The sequence below is a fragment of the Pseudomonas sp. YH-1 genome, from assembly GCF_051990045.1.
GTDB classification, from domain to species: Bacteria; Pseudomonadota; Gammaproteobacteria; order Pseudomonadales; family Pseudomonadaceae; genus Pseudomonas; species Pseudomonas nicosulfuronedens.
Map to the genome: position 1 here is coordinate 5,086,000 of NZ_CP178184.1, position 24,245 is coordinate 5,110,244.

General features: G+C 66.0%; 18 protein-coding genes. 6 read left to right on the top strand and 12 right to left on the bottom strand.

Going from position 1 to position 24,245, the window contains the following annotated elements:
- Window positions 1-6: 6 nt before the first annotated feature.
- The 4 genes from ACKI1H_RS23135 (at window position 7) to aspT (ending at window position 7,168) form a co-directional block, all read left to right on the top strand.
- On the top strand, window positions 7-3,150 hold the full coding sequence (locus ACKI1H_RS23135; protein WP_440466488.1) for an efflux RND transporter permease subunit: 3,144 nt from the start codon (window positions 7-9) through the stop codon (window positions 3,148-3,150).
- On the top strand, window positions 3,150-4,532 hold the full coding sequence (locus ACKI1H_RS23140; RefSeq protein ID WP_440466489.1) for an efflux transporter outer membrane subunit: 1,383 nt from the start codon (window positions 3,150-3,152) through the stop codon (window positions 4,530-4,532). Before ACKI1H_RS23135 ends, ACKI1H_RS23140 begins: the two co-directional genes overlap by 1 nt.
- A 98-nt stretch (window positions 4,533-4,630) precedes the next feature.
- Entirely contained in the window at window positions 4,631-5,320 is a 690-nt protein-coding gene (locus ACKI1H_RS23145) for a GNAT family N-acetyltransferase (RefSeq protein WP_440466490.1), read from the top strand.
- A gap of 159 nt (window positions 5,321-5,479) precedes the next feature.
- The gene (gene aspT, locus ACKI1H_RS23150; RefSeq protein ID WP_440466491.1) at window positions 5,480-7,168 is read left to right on the top strand and encodes an aspartate-alanine antiporter; all 1,689 of its coding nucleotides are present in this window, start codon (window positions 5,480-5,482) and stop codon (window positions 7,166-7,168) included.
- 11 nt (window positions 7,169-7,179) lie between these two features.
- On the opposite strand, the gene ACKI1H_RS23155 is transcribed toward aspT, so the two are convergent.
- The 11 genes from ACKI1H_RS23155 to ACKI1H_RS23205 all read right to left on the bottom strand — a co-directional run bounded on the left by ACKI1H_RS23155 (window position 7,180) and on the right by ACKI1H_RS23205 (window position 22,110).
- Window positions 7,180-9,153 carry a BCCT family transporter gene (locus tag ACKI1H_RS23155; protein ID WP_138525308.1) on the bottom strand — a complete coding sequence of 658 codons (1,974 nt, stop codon included), beginning with the start codon at window positions 9,151-9,153 and terminating at the stop codon, window positions 7,180-7,182.
- 115 nt (window positions 9,154-9,268) lie between these two features.
- The gene (locus ACKI1H_RS23160; protein WP_440468902.1) at window positions 9,269-11,779 is read right to left on the bottom strand and encodes a fused MFS/spermidine synthase; all 2,511 of its coding nucleotides are present in this window, start codon (window positions 11,777-11,779) and stop codon (window positions 9,269-9,271) included.
- A gap of 121 nt (window positions 11,780-11,900) precedes the next feature.
- Window positions 11,901-13,478: an arylsulfatase gene (locus ACKI1H_RS23165; RefSeq protein ID WP_138525310.1), complete on the bottom strand. Its 1,578-nt coding sequence runs from the start codon at window positions 13,476-13,478 to the stop codon at window positions 11,901-11,903.
- 108 nt (window positions 13,479-13,586) lie between these two features.
- Window positions 13,587-14,585, bottom strand: a complete 999-nt coding sequence (locus ACKI1H_RS23170) for an HAD family hydrolase (RefSeq protein ID WP_440466492.1) — start codon at window positions 14,583-14,585, stop codon at window positions 13,587-13,589.
- Between the two features lie 14 nt (window positions 14,586-14,599).
- A complete protein-coding gene (locus tag ACKI1H_RS23175; protein WP_440466493.1) occupies window positions 14,600-15,931 on the bottom strand; it encodes a hypothetical protein in 1,332 nt (443 codons plus the stop codon).
- The gene (locus ACKI1H_RS23180) at window positions 15,928-17,502 is read right to left on the bottom strand and encodes a VWA domain-containing protein (protein ID WP_440468903.1); all 1,575 of its coding nucleotides are present in this window, start codon (window positions 17,500-17,502) and stop codon (window positions 15,928-15,930) included. Before ACKI1H_RS23180 ends, ACKI1H_RS23175 begins: the two co-directional genes overlap by 4 nt.
- Window positions 17,502-18,509, bottom strand: a complete 1,008-nt coding sequence (locus ACKI1H_RS23185; RefSeq protein WP_440466494.1) for a VWA domain-containing protein — start codon at window positions 18,507-18,509, stop codon at window positions 17,502-17,504. Before ACKI1H_RS23185 ends, ACKI1H_RS23180 begins: the two co-directional genes overlap by 1 nt.
- A complete protein-coding gene (locus tag ACKI1H_RS23190; RefSeq protein ID WP_138525314.1) occupies window positions 18,496-18,993 on the bottom strand; it encodes a DUF4381 domain-containing protein in 498 nt (165 codons plus the stop codon). Before ACKI1H_RS23190 ends, ACKI1H_RS23185 begins: the two co-directional genes overlap by 14 nt.
- Entirely contained in the window at window positions 18,990-19,940 is a 951-nt protein-coding gene (locus ACKI1H_RS23195; protein WP_440466495.1) for a DUF58 domain-containing protein, read from the bottom strand. Before ACKI1H_RS23195 ends, ACKI1H_RS23190 begins: the two co-directional genes overlap by 4 nt.
- 11 nt (window positions 19,941-19,951) lie before the next feature.
- Window positions 19,952-20,932 carry an AAA family ATPase gene (locus ACKI1H_RS23200; protein WP_440466496.1) on the bottom strand — a complete coding sequence of 327 codons (981 nt, stop codon included), beginning with the start codon at window positions 20,930-20,932 and terminating at the stop codon, window positions 19,952-19,954.
- Between the two features lie 230 nt (window positions 20,933-21,162).
- Window positions 21,163-22,110 carry an AraC family transcriptional regulator ligand-binding domain-containing protein gene (locus ACKI1H_RS23205; protein WP_440466497.1) on the bottom strand — a complete coding sequence of 316 codons (948 nt, stop codon included), beginning with the start codon at window positions 22,108-22,110 and terminating at the stop codon, window positions 21,163-21,165.
- 80 nt (window positions 22,111-22,190) lie between these two features.
- Here ACKI1H_RS23205 and ACKI1H_RS23210 point away from each other — a divergent pair, with 80 nt between their 5' ends.
- Window positions 22,191-23,057: a sterol desaturase family protein gene (locus ACKI1H_RS23210; protein WP_138525318.1), complete on the top strand. Its 867-nt coding sequence runs from the start codon at window positions 22,191-22,193 to the stop codon at window positions 23,055-23,057.
- On the top strand, window positions 23,054-23,650 hold the full coding sequence (locus ACKI1H_RS23215) for an NADPH-dependent FMN reductase (RefSeq protein ID WP_138525319.1): 597 nt from the start codon (window positions 23,054-23,056) through the stop codon (window positions 23,648-23,650). Before ACKI1H_RS23210 ends, ACKI1H_RS23215 begins: the two co-directional genes overlap by 4 nt.
- A 101-nt stretch (window positions 23,651-23,751) precedes the next feature.
- On the opposite strand, the gene ACKI1H_RS23220 is transcribed toward ACKI1H_RS23215, so the two are convergent.
- A complete protein-coding gene (locus ACKI1H_RS23220; protein WP_280055718.1) occupies window positions 23,752-24,195 on the bottom strand; it encodes a hypothetical protein in 444 nt (147 codons plus the stop codon).
- Between the last annotated feature and the right edge of the window lie 50 nt (window positions 24,196-24,245).

Sequence of the window (24,245 nt, forward strand, 5' to 3'; positions counted from 1 at the left end):
GAACCCATGGCACGCTTCTTCATCGACCGGCCGATCTTCGCCTGGGTCATCGCCATCCTGGTGATGCTCGGCGGCGGCCTGGCCATCACCCAGTTGCCGCTGGCGCAGTACCCCAACATCGCGCCGCCGCAGATCACCCTCAGCGCCACTTATACCGGCGCCTCCGCCAAGACCATGGAAGACTCGGTGACCCAGGTCATCGAGCAGCAGATGACCGGCCTCGACGGTCTGGTCTACATGTCGTCGAGCAGCAGCTCGGCGGGCAGCGCCAGCATCACGCTGACCTTCGAGGCTGGCACTGACGTCAACACCGCGCAGATGCTGGTGCAGACCAAGCTCGAACAGGCCAAGGCGCGACTGCCGCAGACTGTGCAGCAACAGGGCATCGAGATCCGCAACTCGTCCAGCGACTTCCTGATCATCCTCTCGCTGGTCTCGGACAACCCCAACGTCAGCGCCACCGACATCAGCGATTTCATCTCCAGCACGCTGTACGACCAGATCAGCCGCGTGGACGGCGTCGGCCAGGTGACCACCCTGGGCTCCAGCTACGCCATGCGCATCTGGCTCGACCCGGACAAGCTCAAGCAATACGCGCTGATGCCCTCGGACGTCACCACCGCCCTGGAAGCGCAGAACGTCGACACCTCCGCCGGCCAGCTCGGCGCCCTGCCCGCGCGCCCTGGTCAGCAGCTCAACGCCACCATCAGCGCACGCAGCAAGCTGACCACCGCCGCGCAGTTTCGCGAGCTGGTGCTCAAGCACTCCAGCAACGGCGCCGTGGTCACCCTGGCCGACGTGGCCCGCGTAGAGCTGGGCAGCGAGAGCTACGACGTGGTCGCCGAGCACAACAACCGGCCCTCCGGCGGCATGGCCGTGAGCCTGGCCACCGGCGCCAATGCGCTGGACGTGTCCCAGGGCGTACAGGACAAGATGGCCGAGCTGGAAAAATTCTTCCCCAGCAAGCTGCAACTGCGCACCGAAGTGGCCTACAACACCGCGCCCTTCGTGAAGATTTCCATCCAGGAAGTGGTCATGACGCTGTTCGAGGCCATCGCCCTGGTCGTCGCGATCATGTACCTGTTCCTGCAGAACTGGCGCGCCACGCTGATCCCCGCCGTGGCCGTACCGGTGGTACTGCTGGGCACCTTCGGCGTGCTCTCGCTGATGGGTTACTCGATCAACACGCTGACCATGTTCGGCATGGTCCTAGCCATCGGCCTGCTGGTGGACGACGCCATCGTGGTCGTGGAGAACGTCGAGCGGATCATCGTCGAGAAAGGCCTGTCGCCGCGTGAAGCCACGCGCCAATCCATGGGCGAAATCAGCGGTGCGCTGATCGGCATCGCCGTGGTGCTCTCGGCGGTATTCGTGCCGATGGCCTTCTTCGGCGGCTCCACCGGGGTGATCTACCGGCAGTTCTCGGTGACCATGGTCGCCGCCATGGCGCTCTCCGTGCTGGTGGCCATGACCCTCACCCCGGCACTGTGCGCCACCCTGCTCAAGCCGAGCCAGGGCCACGGTGAAGACCGCCGCGGCCTCTTCGGCTGGTTCAACCGCACCTTCGACCGCGGTGCCCACGACTACCAGCGCGGCGTCAGCGGGGTGCTGGCTCGGCCAGTGCGCGCCCTGGTGGTGTATGCGCTGGTGCTCGGCGGCGTGGCGATGCTGTTCCACAAACTGCCCACCTCGTTCCTCCCCGATGAGGACCAGGGCATGCTGATGATGCAGATGACCCTGCCCGTGGGCGGCACCGATGAGCGCCTGCAGGAAGTCACCCGCCAGGTGCAGGACTACATGCTGCAGCAGCCGGAAGTCGCCTCGATCATGGCCGTGCGCGGCCTGGGCAACGGCGGCAACGCGCAGAACTCCGGGCGCGCCTTCGTCAAGCTCAAGGACTGGAGCGAGCGTCAGGGTGAGGAGCACAGCGCCGCCTCGGTGGCACGCCGGGCCAACATGGCGCTGATGAAGATTCTCGACGCACAGGTGTTCGTCATGTCGCCGCCGGCCATCATGGGCCTGGGCGAAAGCTCCGGCTTCGACGTGCAGCTGCAGGACCTGGGCGGCCTCGGCCATGCCGAGCTGCTCAAGGCACGCAACCAGTTCCTCGCACTGGCGAACCAGGACCCGCGCCTGGCCTCCGTGCGCGCCCAGGGCCTGGAAGACACCCCGCAGCTCAACGTCGACATCGACGACCGCAAGGCCGGTGCCATGGGCGTCGCCTCTGGCGACATCAATGACACCCTGAGCGTTGCCCTGGGCGGCAGCTACGTGAACGACTTCCTCGATGCCGGCCGGGTGAAGAAGGTGTACCTGCAAGGCGACGTCGACAAGCGCATGCAGGCCGAGGACATCGGTGACTGGTACGTGCGCAATTCGGACAGCGCCATGGTGCCGATGTCGACCTTCATCAGCACTCGCTGGAGCACCGCCTCGCCGCTTCTGGAACGCTACAACGGCTTTGGTTCCTACGAACTGGTGGGCGAGCCGGCGGCGGGCGTCAGCTCCGGCGTGGCCATGGCCGCGGTGGAGGAAATCATGGCGCAGCTGCCCGAAGGGATCGGCTACGCCTGGACCGGGCAGTCCTACCAGGAACGCATGGCCGGCAACCAGGCGCCGCTGCTCTACGCGATCTCCATCCTCTTTGTGTTCCTGTGTCTCGCGGCGCTGTACGAGAGCTGGTCGGTGCCCTTCGCGGTGATGCTGGTGGTGCCGCTGGGTATCCTCGGCGCGCTGCTGCTGACCGGCGTGCGCGGGTTGTCCAACGATGTGTACTTCCAGGTCGGCCTGCTGACCACCGTGGGCCTGGCGGCGAAGAACGCGATCCTCATCGTCGAGTTCGCCAAGGAGAACGTCGAGCGCGGCCAGGAGCTGATCGCGGCGACGCTGGAGGCCGTACGGGTGCGCCTGCGCCCGGTGCTGATGACCTCCCTGGCGTTCATCCTCGGCGTGCTGCCGCTGGCCCTGTCCAGTGGCGCCGGCGCCGGCGGCCGCCAGGCCATCGGTACCGGCGTGCTGGGCGGCATGCTCGCCGCCACGCTGCTGGGCCTGTTCTTCATTCCCCTGTTCTATGTGCTGGTGCAACGACTGGCCGAGCGAATGGCCGCCACCAATGTTGCCCCTGACGTCACCGCTGAAGGAGAAGCCTGATGCGCCTTTCGCCTATTCCCCTGGTCCTTGCGCTGATGCTCGGTGGTTGCGTGAACCTTGCCCCCGACTACCAGCGCCCCGAGGCGCCGGTCGCCAGCCAGTGGACCACCACGACCCCGGCCGGACAGGCCAGCGCCGATATCGCCTGGCGCGAGCTGTTCGTCGATGCGCGGCTGCGAGACACCGTGGCCCGCGCCCTGGCCAACAACCGCGACCTGCGCGTCGCCGCACTGAACGTCGAGTACCAGCAGGCGCAGTACCGCATCCAGCGGGCCGCGCTGTTCCCGGCGGTCTCTTCAACCGCCGATGGCACCCGCCAGCGTGGCGTAGCCGAGGGCAGCAGCAACGCCGTCAGCAGTCAGTACAGCGTCGACCTGGGCGTGAGCAACTATGAGCTGGACCTGTTCGGCCGCCTGGGCAACCTGAAGGACGCTGCACTGGAGGACTACCTGTCGCTCGAACAGACCCGCCGCAGCACGCAGATCAGCCTGGTGGCCGAAGTCGCCAGCGCCTGGATGACCCTGGCCGCCGACCAGCAACTGCTGACCCTGGCCAAGGACACCTATGCCAGCCAGCAGAAGACCTACGACCTGGTGCAGCAGGCCCATGGCCTGGGCGGCCAGTCGGGCCTGAGCCTGGCGCAGTCGCGCAGCACCGTGGAGTCGGCCCGTGCCGACGTCGCCAACTACGCCAGCCAGGTGGAACAGGACCGCAATGCCCTGGAACTGCTGGTGGGCGAACGCCTGGACGACAGCCTGCTACCCGGCGACGCCAAGCTCGATGCCACCTTGCTGGTGAACGTGCCGGCGGGCCTGCCTTCCAGCCTGCTGCAACGCCGGCCGGACGTACTGGCCGCCGAACACACGCTCAAGGCCGCCAACGCCGATATCGGCGCGGCGCGCGCGGCCTTCTTCCCCAGCGTGACCCTGACCGCCAGCGGCGGCAGTGCCAGCAGCGAGCTGTCCGGGCTGTTCAAGTCCGGCAGCCGAGCCTGGAGCTTCGCACCCTCGATCAACCTGCCGATCTTCAACGCCGGCAGCAACCGCGCCAGCCTCGACGCCGCGAAAGTTACCCGCGACATCGACGTGGCCAAGTACGAGAAGACCCTGCAGACCGCTTTCAGTGAAGTCGCCGACGCGCTTTCCGTGCGCAGCCACATCGCCGAACAGCTCGACGCGCAGCGCAGCCTGACCCAGGCCACCGAGAAGAGCTACGACCTGTCGCTGGCGCTGTACAAGCAGGGCTCGCAGAGCTTCCTCGAGGTACTCGACGCGCAGCGTTCGCTGTACTCCGCACAGCAGTCGCTGATCAGCCTGGAGCTGTCCGAGCAGGTCAACCGGGTAACCCTGTACAAGACCCTTGGCGGCGGCTGGCAGGGTTGAGCCCCGGGATCGCGGGATGAATCGGTGGGCGCCCAGGGAGGTTACAATGGCGCCCACCCCGATTCCCCCGGATCGGCCACGCCCGGAGCCCGCTGCTGATGTTCACCCTCGTCACCCTCGACACCTCGCCCCCCGAATCCCTGAAAAGCCAGGTGCTGCAGATGGTGGTGGACTACTTCAGCGACATCAGCCCGGTGCCGCTGACGCCGAGCAACCCGCTGTTCCAGCTGTACCAGTACGTGATCGGCTTCGAGGTGCACCTGTACCTGCAGGCCATGGACGGCTCCGCGACGAGCCCCGCCCGCCTGATCCTCGCACTGGACGACGAAGACCCCTCGCAGGTGCTGGGCTTCGCCCTCTACCTGCCGAGCGCGGATGACGCCGAGGCCTGCACCCTGGCGTACCTCGCCGTCCAGGCCAGCCACCGCCGGCGCGGTATCGCCCGTGCCATGCTGCAGAAGATGCTCGAGCACCGCCCCCATGCCGAACTGGCCTGTGCGGCGAGCAAGGTGCCGGTCTTCGAGGCGATGGGCTTCAAACCGCTGGCAGCGCATGGCCCGCACGTGCTGATGAACACCCGCGACCACCGCTCCAATGGCATGGTTGCGGTGCAGGACCTGGCACCCATCTACCAGTCCAAGGAGGTGCGGCAGATCCACACCTACCTGGTCAAGCAGAACGGCAGCAAGGCCATGCGCGAGGCGGAGAAAAAGCGCGATCGCCTGCTCGACCAGATGGCCTGGCAGGCGCAGACCCTGATCAGCGAGCGCTTCCCGACGATTCACTGAGGTTCGCAGCCACGGCCGGTGGTCGAGCGCTCCCGTGGTTTGCGGGGCGGCGTGTCGGCCAACCGGGTCCGCCGCCGCTGGCGCCGCCTGCCGCGCGGGCCATACTCCCCTGTGCCCGGCCGAGTTCATCGGCGGCCCACCGAACAGGGAGAACGGTTGATGGTCGACTTTGCGCTGCATGCCTTGCGCAGCAACCCCGAGATTGCGGTCTTTCTGGCCATCGGCCTGGGCGTACTGGTCGGTCGGGTGCGGATCGGCGATTTCCACCTCGGCTCTGTGGCTGGCGCGCTGTTGATGGGGCTGCTGATCGGCCAGGTCGGCTTGCAGATTCCCCACGAGCTGAAGTCGGTGTTCTTCGCCCTGTTCATCTACGCGGTGGGTTTCAAGAGCGGCCCGGAGTTCTTCGGCAGCCTCAACCGCGGCACCCTCAAGCTGGTGCTGCTCTCGGTCGTGCTGTGCGCCACCGCGCTGGGCACCATCCTCGCCATGTACGGCCTGTTCCATTTCGACGCGGGCTTCACCGCCGGCCTCGGCGCCGGCGCGCTGACCGACACGGCGATCATGGGCACCGCCAGCAGCGCCATTGCCCAACTGGCCGTCGACGAAGCAAGCAAGTCCCAACTCAACAGCCACATGGCAGTTGCCTACGCGGTCACCTACCTGTTCGGCACCATCGGCCTGATCGTCTTCGTCGGCAGCATCGCGCCGCGGCTGCTGGGAGTGGACCTGCGCAGTTCAGCCAGGGAACTGGAGCGCGAACTGGGCATCGAGCGCGAAGAGAACGCCATCAGCATTCCCTACACCCGCATCGTGGTACGCGCCCACCGCCTGACGGCGCCGGCGGCCATCGGCAAGCGCATCGCCGATGTAGAGGCCCTGCATGCCTCGATGAGCATCGAGCGGGTGATTCGCGGCGATCGAATTCTCGAGCGCAGCCCGGAGCTGGTACTGAGGCAGGACGATATCCTGGGCGTCTACACGCTGCGCGAGGCGGTGGCGGAACTCACCCAGTGGATAGGTCCGGAGATCGACAACCCCGAGAGCCTGTCGTTCGCCACTCGCGACGCCGACATCGTGCTCACGTCCAAGCGCCTGAGCGGCCGGACCATCCACCAGATCAAGCAGCAACTGATCGGGTCCGAGCGCATGGGCTGCTTCATCCGCACCATCACGCGCCAGGGCCTGGAACTGCCTTTGCTGCCTGACACCGTCCTGCGTCGCGGCGACGTCATCACGCTGGTCGGCCGCAGCGCCAGCGTCGAGGCACTGGCCGAGCAGATCGGGCGCATCCGCGTCAGCGACTACCGCAGCGACATCGCCATCCACGCGCTGGGCATGGTGGTCGGTTCGCTGCTGGGCCTGCTCTCCACCCACATCGGCATGATTCCCGTGGAGCTGGGGGTCGGCGGCGGCATTCTCCTGGTCGGCCTGTTGATCGGCTGGTACAACTCCCGGCACCCGGAGCTGGGTGCGCTGCCGCGCGCGGCGCAGTGGGCCTTCTCCGAGTTCGGCCTGACCGCCTTCGGCGCCGTGGTCGGCCTGCTCGCCGGGCCGGCGGCGCTCTCCGCCATCCAGGAACAGGGCGCGGCCCTGTTGCTGTCGGGTGCGCTGGTCACGCTGCTGCCGCCCCTGGTGACGCTGTACTTCGGCCGCTATGTGCTGGGACTGCACCCGATGATCCTGTTCGGCGCCCTGGCCGGTGCGCAGACCGAGGCGGCCTCGATGAACAAGATCATCGAGCAGTCCGGCAGCAACACGCCGGTGATCGGCTTCACCGTCTGCTATGCGATCTCCAACGTACTGCTGGCCGTCTGCGGGCCGATCATCGTCGCGGTGACGGCCGCCTGAAGGCACTTCCCTCAGCGCACCACATGCAGGTAGTGCAGGTGGCGCTCGTACTGGTCGAGGATATCGGCAATCACATCGTCCCGGCTCCAGCCCATGATGTCGTAGTCCTGGCCACCTTCGCGCAGATGAACCTCCGCCCGGAAGTACTTGCGCGCTTCGGCGCCGTCATCCTCTTCGAGCAGGACGAAGCTGGGACTGGTGAAGGCGCGCGGGCGGACTTCATAAAGGAAGTGGCCCTCCCCCGGCTGTGCCAGTTCCAGCACCACGCGCCCATCCTCGCGCTCCAGGACCTGCACGTCATGCCCCTGCTTGCGCAGCTCCGCCGCCACCTCCTCGCAGGCCGGCCGCACGACTTCGGCAATGAAGCGGGTGACGTGGGCACGGCGCGGCTTCATGGCGATGCTGCGCAAGCGCCGTTGCCAGCCCCCTTCATGGTGGGGTGCATGCCGTGGAGTCGGCATGGACTGGTTACGCAGACCGCGGCGTGTCGCGTCCAGGTGCAGGGCACGGAACAGGCCCCAGATCGAAGCCAGCAGGATTACCGAGAACGGCAGCGCACTGGCGATAGTCGCCGTCTGCAACGCCTTGAGGCCGTTGGCCAGGAGCAGGGCTATCGCTACCACACCGATGCTCACCGACCAGAAGATGCGCTGCCAGAGCGGCGAATGCGCGTGTCCGGAGGAAGCCAGCATGTCGACCACCAGAGCGCCGGAGTCGGCGGACGTCACGAAGAACACCACCACCATCAGCACCGCGACCATCGACACCACGCTCGACAGCGGGAAGTGTTCGAGGAAGGCGAACAGGGCCAGGGAACTGTCCTGGTCGACCACGGCAGCCAGGTCACGCACGCCCTCGTTGAGGATCATGTGGATCGCCGAATCGCCGAACACCGTCATCCACAGCAGGGTGAAACCGGCCGGCACGAAGAGCACGCCACAGACGAATTCGCGGATCGTCCTACCGCGCGAGATACGTGCGATGAACAGCCCCACAAAGGGCGACCAGGACAGCCACCAGCCCCAGTAGAGCAGCGTCCAGCCGCCGATCCAGTCGGTCGGCTGGTAGGCGTAGAGGTTGAAGGTCTTGTTGACGATGTCCGAGAGGTAGGAGCCGGTGTTCTGCACATAGGTCTGCAGCAGGAACACGGTCGGCCCGAGCAGCAGGACGAAGAGCATGAGGATCACGGCCAGCGCCAGGTTCAGCTCCGAGAGAATGCGAATGCCCTTGTCCAGGCCGCTGGCCACCGACAGGGTCGCCAGGGCGCAGGTGACGGTGATGAGGACGATCTGCACGGTGGCGTTCACCGGCAGCCCGAACAGGTGATGGAAACCGCTGTTGATCTGCAGCACGCCGTAGCCCAGCGAAGTGGCGACGCCGAACACCGTGCCAATAATCGCGAAGACATCCACCGCATGGCCGATCGGCCCGTAGATGCGCTCGCCGATCAGTGGATAGAGCGCCGAGCGCAACGTCAGCGGCAGGCCCTTGCGGAAACTGAAGTAGGCCAGGATCAGCCCGACGATGGCGTAGATCGCCCAGGCGTGCAGCCCCCAATGGAAGAAGGTGATCTTCATCGCCTCGCGGGCGGCGGCCACGGTGCCGGCCTCGCCCACTGGCGGGCTGGTGAAGTGCATGACCGGCTCGGCGACGCCAAAGAACATCAGGCCGATGCCCATGCCGGCGGAGAACAGCATGGCGAACCAACTGCTGCTGCGGTATTCCGGCTCGCTATGGTCGGGGCCGAGCTTGATGTCGCCATAGCGGCTGATGGCGAGGAACACCACGCTGATCAGGATCAGCGCCACGGCCAGAATGTAGAACCAGCTGGCGTTGGCGACTATCCATTGCTGAACGCGATCGAACTGCGCCTGGGCCTGGGCCTGGAATACCACGGCGTAGAGTACGAGGAGGAAGATCAGCAAGGCGCTGGTATAGAAGACGGGTGGGTTGAGTGTGCTGCGGGGGCGGGAGGAAGTCTCCATCAGATGTTATCTCCTGTAACGCATCGACCTGCACCCTTCACGGGTGCAGGCGACGCCAAGGGTAACCGGAATTCGCCTCGAACAGGTTCGCCGGGCCGTGCGCCCCGGCGGTCACTCAGGGGCCGCCCAGGAACCACCGGTAATAGGGATTGTCGCCATCTTCCAGGGCCACCTGTCGGGCATCGCGAGCCCAGGCCTGGCGGTCGCCGCGGTAGGCGTGCAGGCTGAGGTCGTAGAAGCGGCGCAGCCTCAGCCAGCCGTCGTTGACCGATGCCTGCACCGAAGGCAAGGCGTTTTCCAGCGGCGGCGCCGTGCGCAGGGCCAGCAGGGTTGGCAGCACGCGGGCGATTTCCTTCGGGCGGACCCAGGGCGCGTACTCGATGCGTGGGTGATCGTCAGTCACCGGCAGCGCATCGCCGGCATAACGCTCCAGCCCTGCCCGGTCGGTGACCCAGGTGGCCAGCAGGGCCTCGACCGAGTCGATCCCGACCTCCCCCAGCGCGGAGGCGACTTCCGGCTGTTCGAAGCGCTGGCGAATGGTCGTCACGTCCAGGCGCAGCGGCTGCAGCGAGCCCACCAGCAGCATCTCGTGGAACTCCGTGGTCCACAGCGTGGCGTAGGGGAAGACGTCGATGAAGCTGCGCACCAGCGAGCGGCTTTCCTCGTCGTTCTGCGTCGGCAGAGGCAGCCACTGGGCAACCACGCCGCCCTCCTCCAGGCGCGAGGCGGCGAGCTGGTAGAAATCACGGGAGTACAGGTTGACCACCCCCGCGGCCGAAGGCGGCGGCGGTTCCAGGGTGATCATGTCGTAGCGCTCTGCGCTGCGCAGCAGCTCGCGCCGGCCGTCGCGCAGGCGGATATCCAGACGAGGATCGTGAATCGCGTCGAAATTGCCCTTGAAGTTCGGCGCAGCGGCCAGCACCTCCGGCAGCAACTCTGCCACCACCGGGTGTTGCAGGTCGCGGTAGCGCAGCATGGCGCCGGCCGTGATACCGGTGCCGAAGCCAATCACCAGCGCCGAGCGTGGCTCGCCGTTATGGATCAGCAGTGGCAGCAGGGCTTGCAGGCGCATGTAGCGCAACGACGGCATGGCATCGCCGGTGTTCGAGACGCCCTGGATGTAAAGGCGGCTGAAGCGGTTGTCCCCCCGGCCCTGCTCGATAACCGCTACGGTGCCGCCACGGCCTTCGGCATAGAAGCTGATCTGTCCATTGCGTGCGCCGGGCATCAGCTCGGCCAGGTGTTGCGACGGCGTCAGGGCACCAATAGCCACGGCAAGCACCGCCACGGCGACGACGCTGATGCGCAGCTTCCTGCTCACGCCTTCACCGCGCCAGACGGCCAGCAGGCCAATGACGGCGGCCAGCCCCCCCAGCACGGCCAGCGTGCGCACCAGGCCCAGGCCGGGGACAAGAACGAAGCCAGTCAGCATGACGCCAACGATGCCGCCCAGGGTGTTGAGCGCTACCACCACGCCAACATCGCGGCCAACGTGGTGGCGATCCACCGACAGCCGCAAGGCGATGGGGAAAGCCGCACCCAGCAGGGTCGTCGGCAGGAACACCACGCACAGCGCCGCCACCGCGAAACGCGCACACATGCCCGCCAGCTCGCTGCCTCCGGCTTGCAGCACCAGCCATTCGACACGGGTCTGCAGGCCGATCAGCCAGGTGCCAAGACCGGCAATCTGCGCAATGGCCAGCAGCCCCGCGGCGGCGATGAGCAGGCCGAACAGGCCCCAGGGATCGCGGATGCGGTCCGCGCGCCGGGCATACAGGGCGCTGCCCAGCACCAGGCCGCAGAGGTAGGTGGCCAGGACCACGGCGAAGGCAAAGGTGCGGGTGCTCATGAACTGGACGATGGATTGCGTCCAGACCACCTCGTAGCCCAGCGCGACACCACCAGCCACGCAGTACAGGGCGATGGCCAGGCGCGCCGCCTTGCTTCGCGAGGTGGTCACCGATGCAGTCGCGGTCGGCTTCCGGATCGCCTCCCGGCGAAGCAGCAAGGCTCCCGCCGCGGCGATCAGGTTGAAGACAGCCGCCGCGCAGGCACTGCCCAGCACACCGAACAAAGGCAGGAACACGAAGGCCGCCACCAGCGTGCCGGCGATGGCGCCGGCGGTGTTGGCGGCATACAGGCCTCCCCCCGCTCGCCCCATCTGCCCGTCAGCGGGTTCCACGGCACGCACCAGCACCGGCAGCGTGCCGCCCATGAAGAATGCCGGTACACCCACCAGCACGAAAGGCAGCGTCCAGGCCAGAACACCGAGCCCTTCCTCCAGGAAGGCGAAGATGCCGGCGGCATTGGCCAGGGCGACGGTGGCAGCGACCGCCAGCAACGCCACCAGCAGCTCCAGCCCGGCATACAGCCGCAGCGGCCGTTCCAGGCGGTCCGCCAGGCGGCCGAAGGCCAGCCCGCCCAGGGCCAGGCCAGCGAAGAAGGCGCTGATTGCCGTGGTGACGGCATAGACCTCCACACCCACCACCAACGACAGCTGCTTGACCCACAACACCTGGAACACCAGCGCCGCGCCGCCCGAGGCGAACAACAGCAGCGCAGGCACCCACAGGGCAAGCCGGCGTTGCGCGTCGGCGGCGGTCTGTCGGCTGGGGCGCGCGCTCATGGTCGAGGAACTGGCAGTCGAGGGCATCGGAACAACCTTGTCGAACAGAAGAATCCCCGCGACGGCTCGGCCATCGCGGGGATTGAGGTGGACACTGCGAAAGCAGTGCCCGTTGCGTACATCACTGCTTGCCGCTCTGCTTCATCTTCGCTTCGATCTTCGCGTCCACATCCTTGCGGATCTGGTCGATGCTGAAGCTCGCCGGGCGCTGGCTCGGCGGATAGTCGACGAAGGTCTGCAGGAACTTCGCTGCTTTCTGCGTTCCCTGGAAGAGCAGGTAGTCGTTCTTGGTCAGCCAGTCGTAGTACTGGTCGGAGACCACGTCCGCCCGCTCGTAGGGGTCCATGCGCAGGTTGAACAGCTTGGGTACGCGCAGACAGGTGAACGGCTCGCTCCAGACCTTCAGGCCACCCGGTGCGCGCTGTTCGCACCAGACGATCTTCCAGTCGCCGAAGCGCATGCCCACCAGTTCGGCGTCATCGTTGAAGTAGTAGAACTCGTTACGGGCACCCTTGTCGGTCTTGCCAGTCAGGTAGTCCAGCTGGTTGTAGCCATCCAGGTGTACCTTGAAGTTCTTGCCGCCGATGTCCGCCCCCTTGAGCAGGCGATCCTTGATGTCGGTATCGCCGATGGCGGCCAGCAAGGTCGGGAACCAGTCCAGCCCGGAGAACATCTGGGTGGAGACGCTGCCCGGCTTGATGTGGTTCGGCCAGCGGACCATCGCTGGCACGCGGTAGGCACCCTCCCAGTTGGAGTTCTTCTCGTTGCGGAACGGCGTGGTCGCCGCGTCCGGCCAGGACCACTGGTTCGGCCCGTTGTCGGTGGTGTAGACGACGATGGTGTTGTCGGCGATCTTCAGGTCGTCCACCGCCTTGAGCAGTTTGCCGACATCACCGTCATGCTCGATCATGCCGTCGGCATAGTCGTTGCCCGCCATGCCGCTCTGGCCCTTCATCGAATCGCGGATGTGGGTGAAGGCATGCATGCGCGTGGTGTTCATCCAGACGAAGAACGGTTTGTCGGCCTTGACCTGCTTGTCCATGAAGTTGATCGCGGCCTGGGTGGTGTCATCGTCGATGGTTTCCATGCGCTTGCTGTTCAGCGCGCCGGTGTCCTCGATCTTGCCGTCGGCAGTGGCCTTGAGCACGCCACGAGGCGTCGCGGCCTTGGTGAAGGCTTCGTCATCCTTGGGCCAGTACGGGCGCTCGGGTTCTTCCTCGGCATTGAGGTGGTAAAGGTTGCCGAAGAATTCGTCGAAGCCGTGCTTGGTGGGCAGGTACTCGTCGCGGTCGCCCAGGTGGTTCTTGCCGAACTGGCCGGTGGCGTAGCCATGCGCCTTGAGCGCCTGGGCGATGGTGACATCGCGGTCCTGCAGGCCGACTGGTACGCCCGGCATGCCCACCTTGGATAACCCGGTACGCAGGATCGCCTGTCCGGTGATAAAGGTGGACCGTCCAGCGGTGCAGCTGTTCTCCGCATAGTAGTCGGTGAACATCATGCCTTCCTTGGCGATGCGATCGATGTTCGGCGTCTGGTAGCCGACTACGCCGAACGCGTAGGCACTGATATTGGTCTGGCCGATATCGTCGCCGAAGATCACCAGGATGTTCGGCTTGTCCGCCGCACTGGCGACCGAGCACCCCATTATCGCCGTCGCCGCGAGGGCGAACCGCGATATCCATCTTCCCGTGCGCTTCATTGCTGTCTCTCCATTCCAGTTACTGGTCGTGTGCCACGACTGCGTTCACTGGAGATGCCGACTGCCTGGCTGGAAATCCCCGTGCCCCTGCGGTTTTGCTTGTTGGTATCACTGATCGAACGGATAGATCCGCTTCCACTCCCTTGCCATGTCCACTACTACCCAATCCTTGCTTTTCGCCATGTCGAGCGCCTTGTCCAGGCGCCCGACCTTGCTCTGGCGGTCATAGGCCCACTCGCGCTTGCCATCGGTGTGGTGCACCAGCCCGGCAAAGTGAGGGCCTTTACCCGCAGCGGTCCACTGCAGCATCTGCAGGTCACCGTCGGAGTTGCCGAAGGCCAGGATCGGCCGGCGGCCGATGATGCTGTCGATGCTCTCCGGCTTGCCGGGGCCATCGTCGTTGTGCACCAGCTTGGGCAGGCGCAGGATCGACAGCTGGCCATTGCGGTCCTCGAAGCGGCTGCCCAGTGTCGTACCGATCACCTGCTCGGGCGGGATACCGTAGACCTCCTCGGCGAACGCGCGCATGAAGGCCACCTCACCGCCAGAGACGATGTAGGTCTTGAAGCCGTTGGCGCGCAGATAGCCCAGCAGTTCCAGCATCGGTTGGAACACCATCTCGGTGTAGGGCTTGTGGCTGCGCGGATGCCGGGCGCTGGCCAGCCAGCGGCGCGCATTGGCGATGAACTCGTCGGTGCTCACGCCGGAATGGGTGGCGGCGACGATCGCCAGGATGCCTTGCATGCCGCTGTCGGCCAGGGCCTTGTGGTCGCCCTCGAGCACCGCCTTGAACGGCTGTTTCTCCTTCCATGCCGGATGCTGCGGCGCCTGCCGCTTCACTTCGTCCAGGGCGAAAAGCACCTGGAAGTACATCGGCTGCTCACTCCACAGCGTGCCGTCGTTGTCGAACACGGCAATACGCTCGGCTGGCGGCACGAAGTCCTTGCCGCCCTCCTGGGTCACTGCCTCCACGAAAGCAACAATGGCTTGCCGGGAGGGCCCGTCGTTCCAGGACGGCAGTTCGTCTGCTGCACGGGCCACGAACGACACCCCCAGGAGCAGCAGGAGCATCCAGCGGGCTATCGGTTGAGCGGGTTTCGACGGCATGTCACATCCCAGGATCACGGATTCAAAGGTTTGAGGGCATGGGCCGGCAAGCTCGTCGGCTTGCCCTGGCCCAGCTCCCGCTGGATAGCCGGCAAGGCCTGGATCAGCGGCCCCGGCCCTGTGCCGGGCTGCGCGCCCGCGCGCCCGTAGCGGGCCTTGAGAAACGCTAGCAAAGGATTGACAGCTTTGACGGCGTGTTCAGGAATTGCCGCACTCATTTCACGACAACCGTTCGTCCGACGGAGCCAGAGATACAGCGCCCCCACCTGTGGCGGTTCGCCCTTGAGCTGCTGGCGCACCTGTCGCCAGGCGAAAGCCGGCGAATCCCGCCAGGCCTGGCGGCGGCGTTCGAAAGCCGCCCTGGCTGCAGCGCGCAACGGGCCGCCCCAGGCATAGACGGCGTAGGCAAGGGCCGCCAGCAGCACCAGCGTGGCGGCCAGCGCCAGCCAGTGACCGGCGATGCGCACCTGTGTCCGGCGGCCCAGTTCGCGCAGGTCGTCACTGATCGAGAACGGCGCCTGGTAGCTGGCATTGCCACTGGCACTGACCTTCAGCAGTGGAACAGCGGACGCCTGTTGGGCGCCGCTGCCGGCCTGCCACCATTGCAGCTCGATGGCGGGCAGCACGAACTCGCCCTCGCGTGCGACCACATAAGTCACCGCGTCCTCGCGCATTCCGCCGGTTACGCCGCCGCGCCCGTCACTCAGCGGCTTCACCGTGGGCGACTGCACGTAGCGCTTGAGCCCCGGCACCTCGGCGAACAGCGGCGGCGGGATGAGCATGGCCTGAGCGCCCTCGGCCTCGACGCGAAGGTGCCGAGTGACGCTGTCGCCCACTCGCAGCGGATCGTGGGAAGCCTGCAAGGTCTGGGTGAAGGTCACCGCCGTTGCCACCAGTCGCTGGTCATCTCCCGCACTGCCACCAGCCGGCGGCCGAGCGGAAAAATGCTGGACGGGGGTTTGCACCGTTACCGGCGCGCTGGCCTGGCCCGGCTGCAAGCCGATGTTCAGCGCCGGCACCACGAACTCCTGTGCCTTCTGCGGGGTGATCTGGTAGTTGAAGCGCAGGCCGAAGAACGCCTTGCCTTCGATCTGCTCGTTGAGGTGGGTCGCCTCGCCGTTGGCCTCGGAGACCACGGCTCCGTCCAGGGTCAGCTTCGGCAGTTCCGGCGGCTGGCTGAACCAGGTATCCACCAGCAGGTCGACCTGCAAGGTCAGGGTGCCGCCCACCAGCACGGAGTCGGCCGGCAAAAGGCGGGTGCGCACCTTGACCTCGGGTTCGGCTGCCCGAGCCGGCAATGGCAGGAACAGCGGCAGCAGCAATAGAAGTAAAACCAGTCGTCTCATGGCGCCTTCTCCGCAGCGGCGTCCTGCAACAGGAACTTGCGCTTGAGGAACTGCGCCGGCGAGGTACTCAGGTTCTCCAGCCATTGCTCGTCGGAGCTGACCTTGCCAGCGGCCAGCTTGACCGCCTTGCCCTTGTCGGCAGTGTTGTCGAACACCTCCTGGTCCGGCTTCTCGCCTGGCGGCCCCGCTTCCTGCTGGGCCTCGCGGTCCTTCTGCAGTGCCTGGGCCAAGGCCAGGTTGGCCTGCGCCTCGGGAAACGCCGGCTGGCGTTTCAGGGCCTGCTGGTAGGCGCCGATGGCCTGGTCGAACTTGCTCAGCTTCACGTAGGTATTGCCCAGGTAGAAGTAGGCCGGGGCGCTGTCCAGGCGCGCGAAGCTGGCCAGTGCAACGTCGTACTGCGCTGCCTGGTAGGCGGCCAGGCCCTTCCAGAAGGGATCGTGGAAATGCTCGGCGGCCTGGGGAAAGCGCCCGTGCTCGAAGGCCCAGCGACCTTGCTGGTCGGGGGTGAGGAATGCATCGGCCAGCATGCCGGCGCGGGCCGGCTCACCCGGCCAGGCGATCCCGGCGGCCACCAACCAGACGCTGAGCCAGTGCACCTTCCAGCCCTTGCGGATGCTCAGCACCACCAGGGCCAGCAGCGGCCAGCACAGCCAGTAGCCGGCATCCTTCCAGTTCAGCTGCTGGTCATCGCCGCGCGCCGCCTGGAAGTGCTGCTGCGAGTGCAGTTCGATCCAGTCGAGGTCGTCGTCATTCAGGGTCAGGCTGCCCAACGGCGCATCCGCAGCGTCGGCCAGGCCCTTCAGGCCGGCGGCGTCGAAGGTCGCCAGCAACGGACGACCTTCGCTGTCCTGCTGCCCGCCCTTTAGCAGGCCACCATCCTGGCTGCCCACGGCCAGCACCAGCACTTGCAGATCACTGCCGGACAGAGCCTTGCCGATGGCATCGAACTGGGTGGCATCAGCGCCATCGCTCAGCAGCACCAGGGTGCCGGGGGACTGCTCGGCGGCGAGCAGGTGCTTGGCGATGTCGATGGCACCCAGCGCGTCCTTGCCCTCGCGCTGGATCAGCCCCGGCGACAGTGCCTGCAGGAAGCTGTCCAGCAGGCCCGGATCTTCGGTAGCCGGCAACACCAGGTGCGCGCTGCCCGCGTAGGCGACCAGCGCCACCGGGCTGCCGGCGCGGCGCTGGATCAGGTCATGCAGCTTGTGCTTGGCCGCCTCCAGGCGCGTGGGCGGTACGTCGTCGGCGGCCATGGAAGGCGACAGGTCGAGGGCGAGGATCAGTGGCGCGCGGTTCTCCAGGAAATCCGGGCGGTCCTGCTGCCAGGTCGGTCCGGCGGCCGCGACGCCGCCCAGCACCAGCAACCCACCGAGCAGATGGACGGGGCGCAAGCGCTGGCCATCGCGCGGAGTGATCACCAGGTGCTCCAGCAGGTGCGGGGCGATGATGCCGTCCAGCCGCCGCGCCAGGTCATGCCGCCGTGCCCAGAGCCAGGGCAGCAGCGCACCGGGCAACACCAGCAACAGCCAGAGCGGGCGCAGGAAGTGGAAGGCCGCCAGGTCGATCTCCATCACGGCTGCGCCTCCCCGCTCTCGCCGCGCGTGGCCGGCACAGCGAAGCGCCCGGCAAGGGCCGCCACACCATGGGCCAGTAGCAGTGCGAGCAGCGCGGCGCCCAGCGGAAGCCAGAACAGGTCCTTCTTGGGCTGGTGGCTGAGGGTCTTGACCTTGTGCGGGGTAATCCGGTCCAGGGTCGCGTAGACCTGCTGCAAAGCGCCGCTGTCGCCGGCGGTGAAGAATCGCCCCCCGGTGGTCCGGGCGATGTTGCGCAAGGTATCCAGGTCGACCTTGGCCTCGCCGCTGGCCTGCGGGTCGCCGATGCCGATGGTGTGCACCACGATGCCGCGATCATGGGCCATGGCGGCGGCATGATCCGGGGTGATGGCGCTGCCGGTGTCGTTGCCGTCAGTGAGCAGGATCAGCACCTTCTCCTGCTCGGGGGTGTCCTTGAGCAGTTTGATGGTCAGGCCGATGGCATCGCCCAGGGCGGTGTTCGGCCCGGCCATGCCGATGCCGACCTCGTCGAGCAGGGTCAGCAAGCTGGCGTGATCGCGGGTCGGCGGCGACTGGGCAAAAGCCCCGGTGCCGAAGACGATAAGGCCGATGCGGTCGTCCTTGCGCTGGGCGATGAAATCACGCACCACATTCTTCACCACGCTCAGGCGATCCACCCGGCTGCCATCCGGCGCCTTGTAGTCATTGGTTTCCATGGACTGGGAGATGTCGATGGCGAGCATCAGGTCGCGGATCGGCTGTTCGCGCTCGATGGGCTTTTCCACCAGCACCGGCCGCGCGCAGGCCAACAGCACCAGCAGCCAGACCACCAGGTTCAGCGGCAGCTGCCAGCGCCCGCCCACCGCCCCGCCCTTGCCTGGCGACTGGCCGGCAGCTCGGCTCATGGCGGCGAAGAACGGCACGCGCAAGGCGCTGCGCGATTCGCGGTAGGCCGGCAGATAGCGCCAGGCCAGCCAGGGCAAGGGCAGCAGAAGCAGCACCCAGGGGTAATCAAGCTGCCACATGGTGCACCTCGACCCACTGTCGGCAGGCGACCAGCAACGCGCGCGCCTCGCCCTCCTCCAAAGCCGTCACGCGCGCGTCCGGCGCGTAGGCCAGCAAGGCCAGCTGTTGATCGAGGTTCGCCGGCAAGGCCACGTTGCTACGCCGCTGCAGATAGGCCAACCAGGCTTCGCCGCCCAGGGGAGCGGCCCCCTCTTTCGCGGGCATCGACAGGGCCACGCGCTTGATCAGTTGCGGCAGCTGGCGCAAAGCGTGCAAGCGCTGCTGTGGGTCGGCCAGCGCATGGTCCAGGTCATCCAGCAGAGCCAGGGCTTCGCGCCGGTAAGCGTCGCGACGCCAGCGACGGTGGCGCCAGTAGGCCCAGGCGCCACCGGCGGCCAGCAACACCAGGGCCAGCACCAGCCAGCCCCAGGTCTGCGGCCAGTAGCTCACCAGCGGCGGTGGGGGTGGTAGCTCCTTGAGCTGGTCGATGCTCGGCACACTCATCGCGGCGCCACCGCCAGCCGGCCTAGTTCCGCGCGCAACTGCTCCAGGCTGTCGCGCCCGCTGCTGAACATCATCAGCGGCACCTGGCTGCGACGCAGTAGCGTCGCAACATCCTTGAGCCGACCGGAAAGAAACTCTCCTAGCGGCCGGTGGACCTGCCGCCGCCCCACCTCCAACTCCACCTGCAACTCGCCCTGGGTGACCGTCACCCGGCCCTTGTCGGGCAGTTTCAGGGCGATGGGGTCGAAGACCAGCAAGGCCAGCACATCGTTGTGCGCGTTCAGTTGGCGGAGCAGTTGCAACGTCTGCTCGGTGACGCCGGCAAAGTCGCTGATGATCACGATCAGGCTGTCGTGCCCGGCCACTGCCAGGCATTCGCGCAGCGCACGGTCCAGCTGTCCCGGCGAGTCCTCATCGGTAGCGGTCGCATGCAGCGCATGGTTGTGCCGGACTATTGCCGCGCACAGCCCCTCCACCCTCGCCCGGCTGCGCAGGGGGCGGATGTACTCGGTATTGCGGTCGCCGAACACCAGGCCGCCGACCCGGTCGCCGGCCTGCAGCGCCATCCAGGCGCCCAGTGCGGCCAGCTCGGCGGCGAGCACCGACTTGAAGCTGCGCTGGGAACCGAAGTACATGCTCATGCGCTGGTCCACCAGCAGCAGGGTCGGCCGGTCGCGCTCTTCGGTGTAGCTGCGCACGAAGGGCTTGCCGTAGCGCAGCGAGGCACGCCAGTCCAGATGACGCAAGTCGTCGCCGGGGTTGTACTGGCGCAGCTCGTCGAAGCTCAGCCCACGCCCGCGCAGGCGCGCCGCATGGCTGCCGGACAGCACGCTGGACAACGGTTGCCGCGAGAGAAAGCTCAGGCCACGCACACGGTGCTCGAGCAGCATCAGCTGCTGCAGCGCCGCGTAGACATGACCATCGGCAACCGGCTGCGATTCGGCCATGGATGCCCTCCTCAGGCCGGGATCGCCACTTTGTCCAGCAGTCGGTCGATCACCTGATCGGCTCCCACGCCATCGGCCACGGCGTCGTAAGAAAGCAGCAGGCGATGGCGCAGCACGGGATGCACGACGGCCCGCACATCGTCGGGCGTGACGTAATCGTTACCGGCCATCCAGGCGTGGGCACGCGACACCCGGTCCAGGCTGATGCCCCCCCGTGGGCTGGCGCCGACTTTCATCCAGCGAGACAGGTCGGCGTCGTAGTCGGCGGGACGGCGCGTGGCGTTGATCAGGTCGATAAGGTAGCGGTCGATCGCCTCGGAGACATGCACGTCGCCAACTTCCTTGCGGGCGGCGAACACAGCTTCCTGCGCCAGCGGCGTGATCTCCCCGGGCGCCCCTCCAGACTGCTGGCTGCGCTCTTCGGCACGTACCAGCTGCAGCACGCGGGACTCGTCCTCCACCCGCGGATAGTCGATCAGCAGCTTCATCAGGAAGCGATCCATCTGCGCTTCGGGTAGCGGATAGGTGCCTTCCTGCTCGATGGGATTCTGCGTCGCCAGCACCATGAACAGTCCCGGCATACGGTGTGTCTGCCCGGCCACGGTGATCTGGCGCTCTTCCATGGCTTCGAGCAGCGCCGCCTGGACCTTGGCCGGTGCCCGGTTGATTTCGTCGGCGAGGATGATGTTGCCGAACAACGGCCCAGGCTGGAATTTCAGCTGGTTGCCCTGTTCGGTCTGCTGGAGGATTTCTGCGCCGGTGATGTCCGAGGGCAGCAGGTCGGGGGTGAACTGCACGCGGCTCATCCGCGCATCGAGGTGTTTGGACAGGGTCTTGACGGTTCGGGTCTTGGCCAGACCCGGCAGGCTTTCCAGCAGCACATGGCCGTTAGCCAGAAGCCCCAGCAGGATGTGCCGGACAGTTTCTTCCTGGCCCAGCACCTGCGCCGATACGGCGGCTTCCAGACTTGCAATCTGTTCACGCGTGGACACGGCATGTTCCTTGTTCGGTCGATTCGGATTCCTTGCCGATGGCGTGCCGGAACTGTTCTTCCGGCACACTGCCGTGCCATCGCCTGCGAGGTAACTGTAGCAACCAGGAACCACCGCGCCAGCATGGCACTTGTCGTGAAATGAGCACGCCGGCACGACTGGGTCTGAGCCACGCTCACGCAAGCGGCGACTGCTCCTGCGTCTACGAAGGCCGTGTTACCCCGTGCGATTCACCCGAGTTCGCGCCAACGACGACGGGCATGCAGGTAGGCGCCCTGGTCGCCGTAGCCCAGGCGCATGGCAATTTCACCGGCAGCCAGTCCCTGCAACTCGAAATGCTGCTCCAGCTCGCCGCGAACCAGGTCCAGCAACTGGCGGAAGCTCAGGCCCTGCTCATCCAGGCGCCTGCGCAAGGTTCGTGCGCTCTGGTGCAAAGCGGCGGCCTGCTCCTCCAGACCTGGCACCCGCCCTTCGGCGAGGGCTCGACGCATGTTCCGCGCCAGCTTCCCGGCCCAGCCGCTGAGCTGACGCTGGCGCCCCAGGCGGCGATCCAGCTCCTGGCAGATGATCTCGAGCATGCCGGCATGGCGGTTCAGCAGCGGCCTGGCCAGATCCTCCGTGGAGAAGTGCAGGCGATTGCCGCCTGCGCCAAATTCCACCGGGCCGCCGAATGCTTCGACGTACTGCGCGTGATAGGCGGGACGCGGATGGCTGAACTGCACGCGCAATGGCGTGATCGGGCGGCCGATGGCCTCGCGAATAACGGTCAGGCTCATGACGAAATAGTGCTCGACGGTGAAGCGGGCGAGATCACCCGGCGCATCGATCATGATCTCGATGGCAGCTCCGGTTTCATCCTCGAGGCAATCGAGGGTGTCCATGTCCGAAGCCAGTCGCCCATAGCGCGCCCAGAGCCGCAAGGCCTCGCCCAGGTCGGCGCAGTAGCTGGCCGAGAGCGCCAGGATATGGCGATCCTGAATGGTGAACTGGCCGAACAGATGCAGGCCGATGGCCGGGTCATGCTGCTGGGCCTCGGCCAGCAGCTCCTCCAGGGCAACCATGCTGTAGTCGCCCTCCCGATGCCGGCGCATGCCCAGCAGGTAGCGTTCCAGCACCCGGCCCAGCGAGCCACGGTGGTAACGCTGCGGATTGGCCACTTCTCGGGAATTTCTGTCCATTTCACGCCTGACGCGGGCCTGGCCCTTGTTTTCTTATTGTTCATGTCGCGCCCCCAGGGGCAAACCAACAAGAGAGTGCCATGAACTCCGAACTGCTCGCCAATAATCCCACCCCCGTGGTGGTCGCCATCTTCATTGCCTTCATGCTGCTGGAAATGGCCTGCGCCCGTTTCCGTCAACCCGCTTCCCGGCGCCGTGACGCCATGGTCGAGATCTTCGGCTCGGGCATCCTGCTGTTGATCACCTTCCCGCTGATCCTGATCACGACCAACCAGTTGCTGGGCCACTTCGCGCCACAACTGCAGGGTCGCCTGGCAGACCTGCCGTGGTACGCCGCCCTCGGCCTGTTCCTGGTGCTCGACGACATGACCCAGTACTGGTGGCATCGCCTGACCCACCGCGTGCCTTTCCTCTACGCCCTGCACCGCGCCCACCATTCGGCGCCGTACATGAGCATCCGCATCGTCTATCGCAACAACAGTTTCTACTACCTGCTGATGCCCGGTATCTGGCTGACCAGCGCGCTGGTGTACCTGGGACTGGCCAACTTCTACTACGGCTACCTGATCGTGAAGATGCTGGTGATCTTCGGCGCACACAGCAGCGTTGCCTGGGATGACAAGCTCTACCGCATCCGCGCGCTACGCCCGCTCATGTGGCTGCTGGAGCGGACCATCTCGACGCCCTCCACCCATTCGGCGCACCACGGCCTGAACGCCGAAGACGGCGTAACGAACTACAAGGGCAACTTCGGCAACCTGTTGTTCTTCTGGGACGTGCTGTTCGGCACCGCGAAGATCACCCGCCGTCGGCCGCCGGCCTATGGCATCGAGGACATGCAACCGGTGAGCTGGCAGCAGGAGGTGTTCTGGCCGTTGGTGCGTGACCCACAACCGCAAACACAACCACAAACGCAGTCGCAGGAAGGCACGGAGATCGCCCGATGAACCTTAACGTCACCCTGATTGCCGGCTCCAGCCAGCCCTCCAGCCAGTCCGCCAAGGTGGCCCGCTATCTGGCCGAGCGCCTGCAGGCGCTGGAAATCTGCGCCACCGCCAGCGTCGTCGATCTCGGCCAGACCCCGCTGCCCCTCTGGCCAGCGCCGATCGAAGACCACGCCTGGGTGGAGCAGACCGGGCAGCTGCAGCGCGCCGACGCCCTGGTGGTGATTTCCCCCGAATGGCACGGCATGGCCTGCCCGGCGCTGAAGAACCTGTTCCTCTACGCCGGCTACGCCGAGCTGGCACACAAGCCGGCGCTGCTGGTGGGCGTATCGGCGGGCCTGGGCGGGTCCTACCCGCTTTCTGAACTGCGCGCATCCAGTTACAAGAACTCGCGCATCTGCTACCTGCCCGAACAGTTGGTCATCCGCCAGGTCGACCAGGTCCTGAACACCGCAGAACCCAGCGGGGAAGACGATCTGCGCATCCGCCGCCGGGCCGACTGGACCCTCAGGGTGCTGAGCGAATACGCCCTGAGCATGAAAGGCCTGAGGGACCGTATCCAGCTGGAACACAGCGACTTCCACAACGGGATGTAGCGGCTTTGCTACTTTGCGTCGGAAGCGGCATCGCACCTGCGGCAGCTTCCGGCCAGAAGCGGACGTCTAGGCGCACAATCATTCACCGATACACTGAGAGATCACTGGGACAATTCGGTCAGACATGCTTTTACTTCAACCACTCCCATTGAGAGAAGCATATAACCAGCTGCCGCACGTAACGGCTGCCATGACTGCTGCTCAAAGACATCTCGATCATGACAGGGAAGGTTTAGCTCGCTTACCGCGGTGCACAGCTCCCAGACTCGATCAAGTTGAATCCTGATCTCATCGGGCAAAGCAGCTCCACAGATACTGATCGCATCATGAATGGGCAACATGTGCGACGACCAGGCCTCGCATACGGGGCAATCGGGAACAATATCTCTCTGCACCGCTGCGTCTGCTGCAAGAAACTCAAGCGCACTAACGAGCCTGGAAATTGCAGCAATTTTCCCCTCCTGCTCAGCGCCATACCATTGCCATAACAGATTTGAAAATCCCTCCATTTCCTGCTCTTCCATACGCGCGAAAATGGAAATCATATCGTACGGCGTTGTGTTTAGAGGCTTGCGTTACTTGCACCGAATCGAAT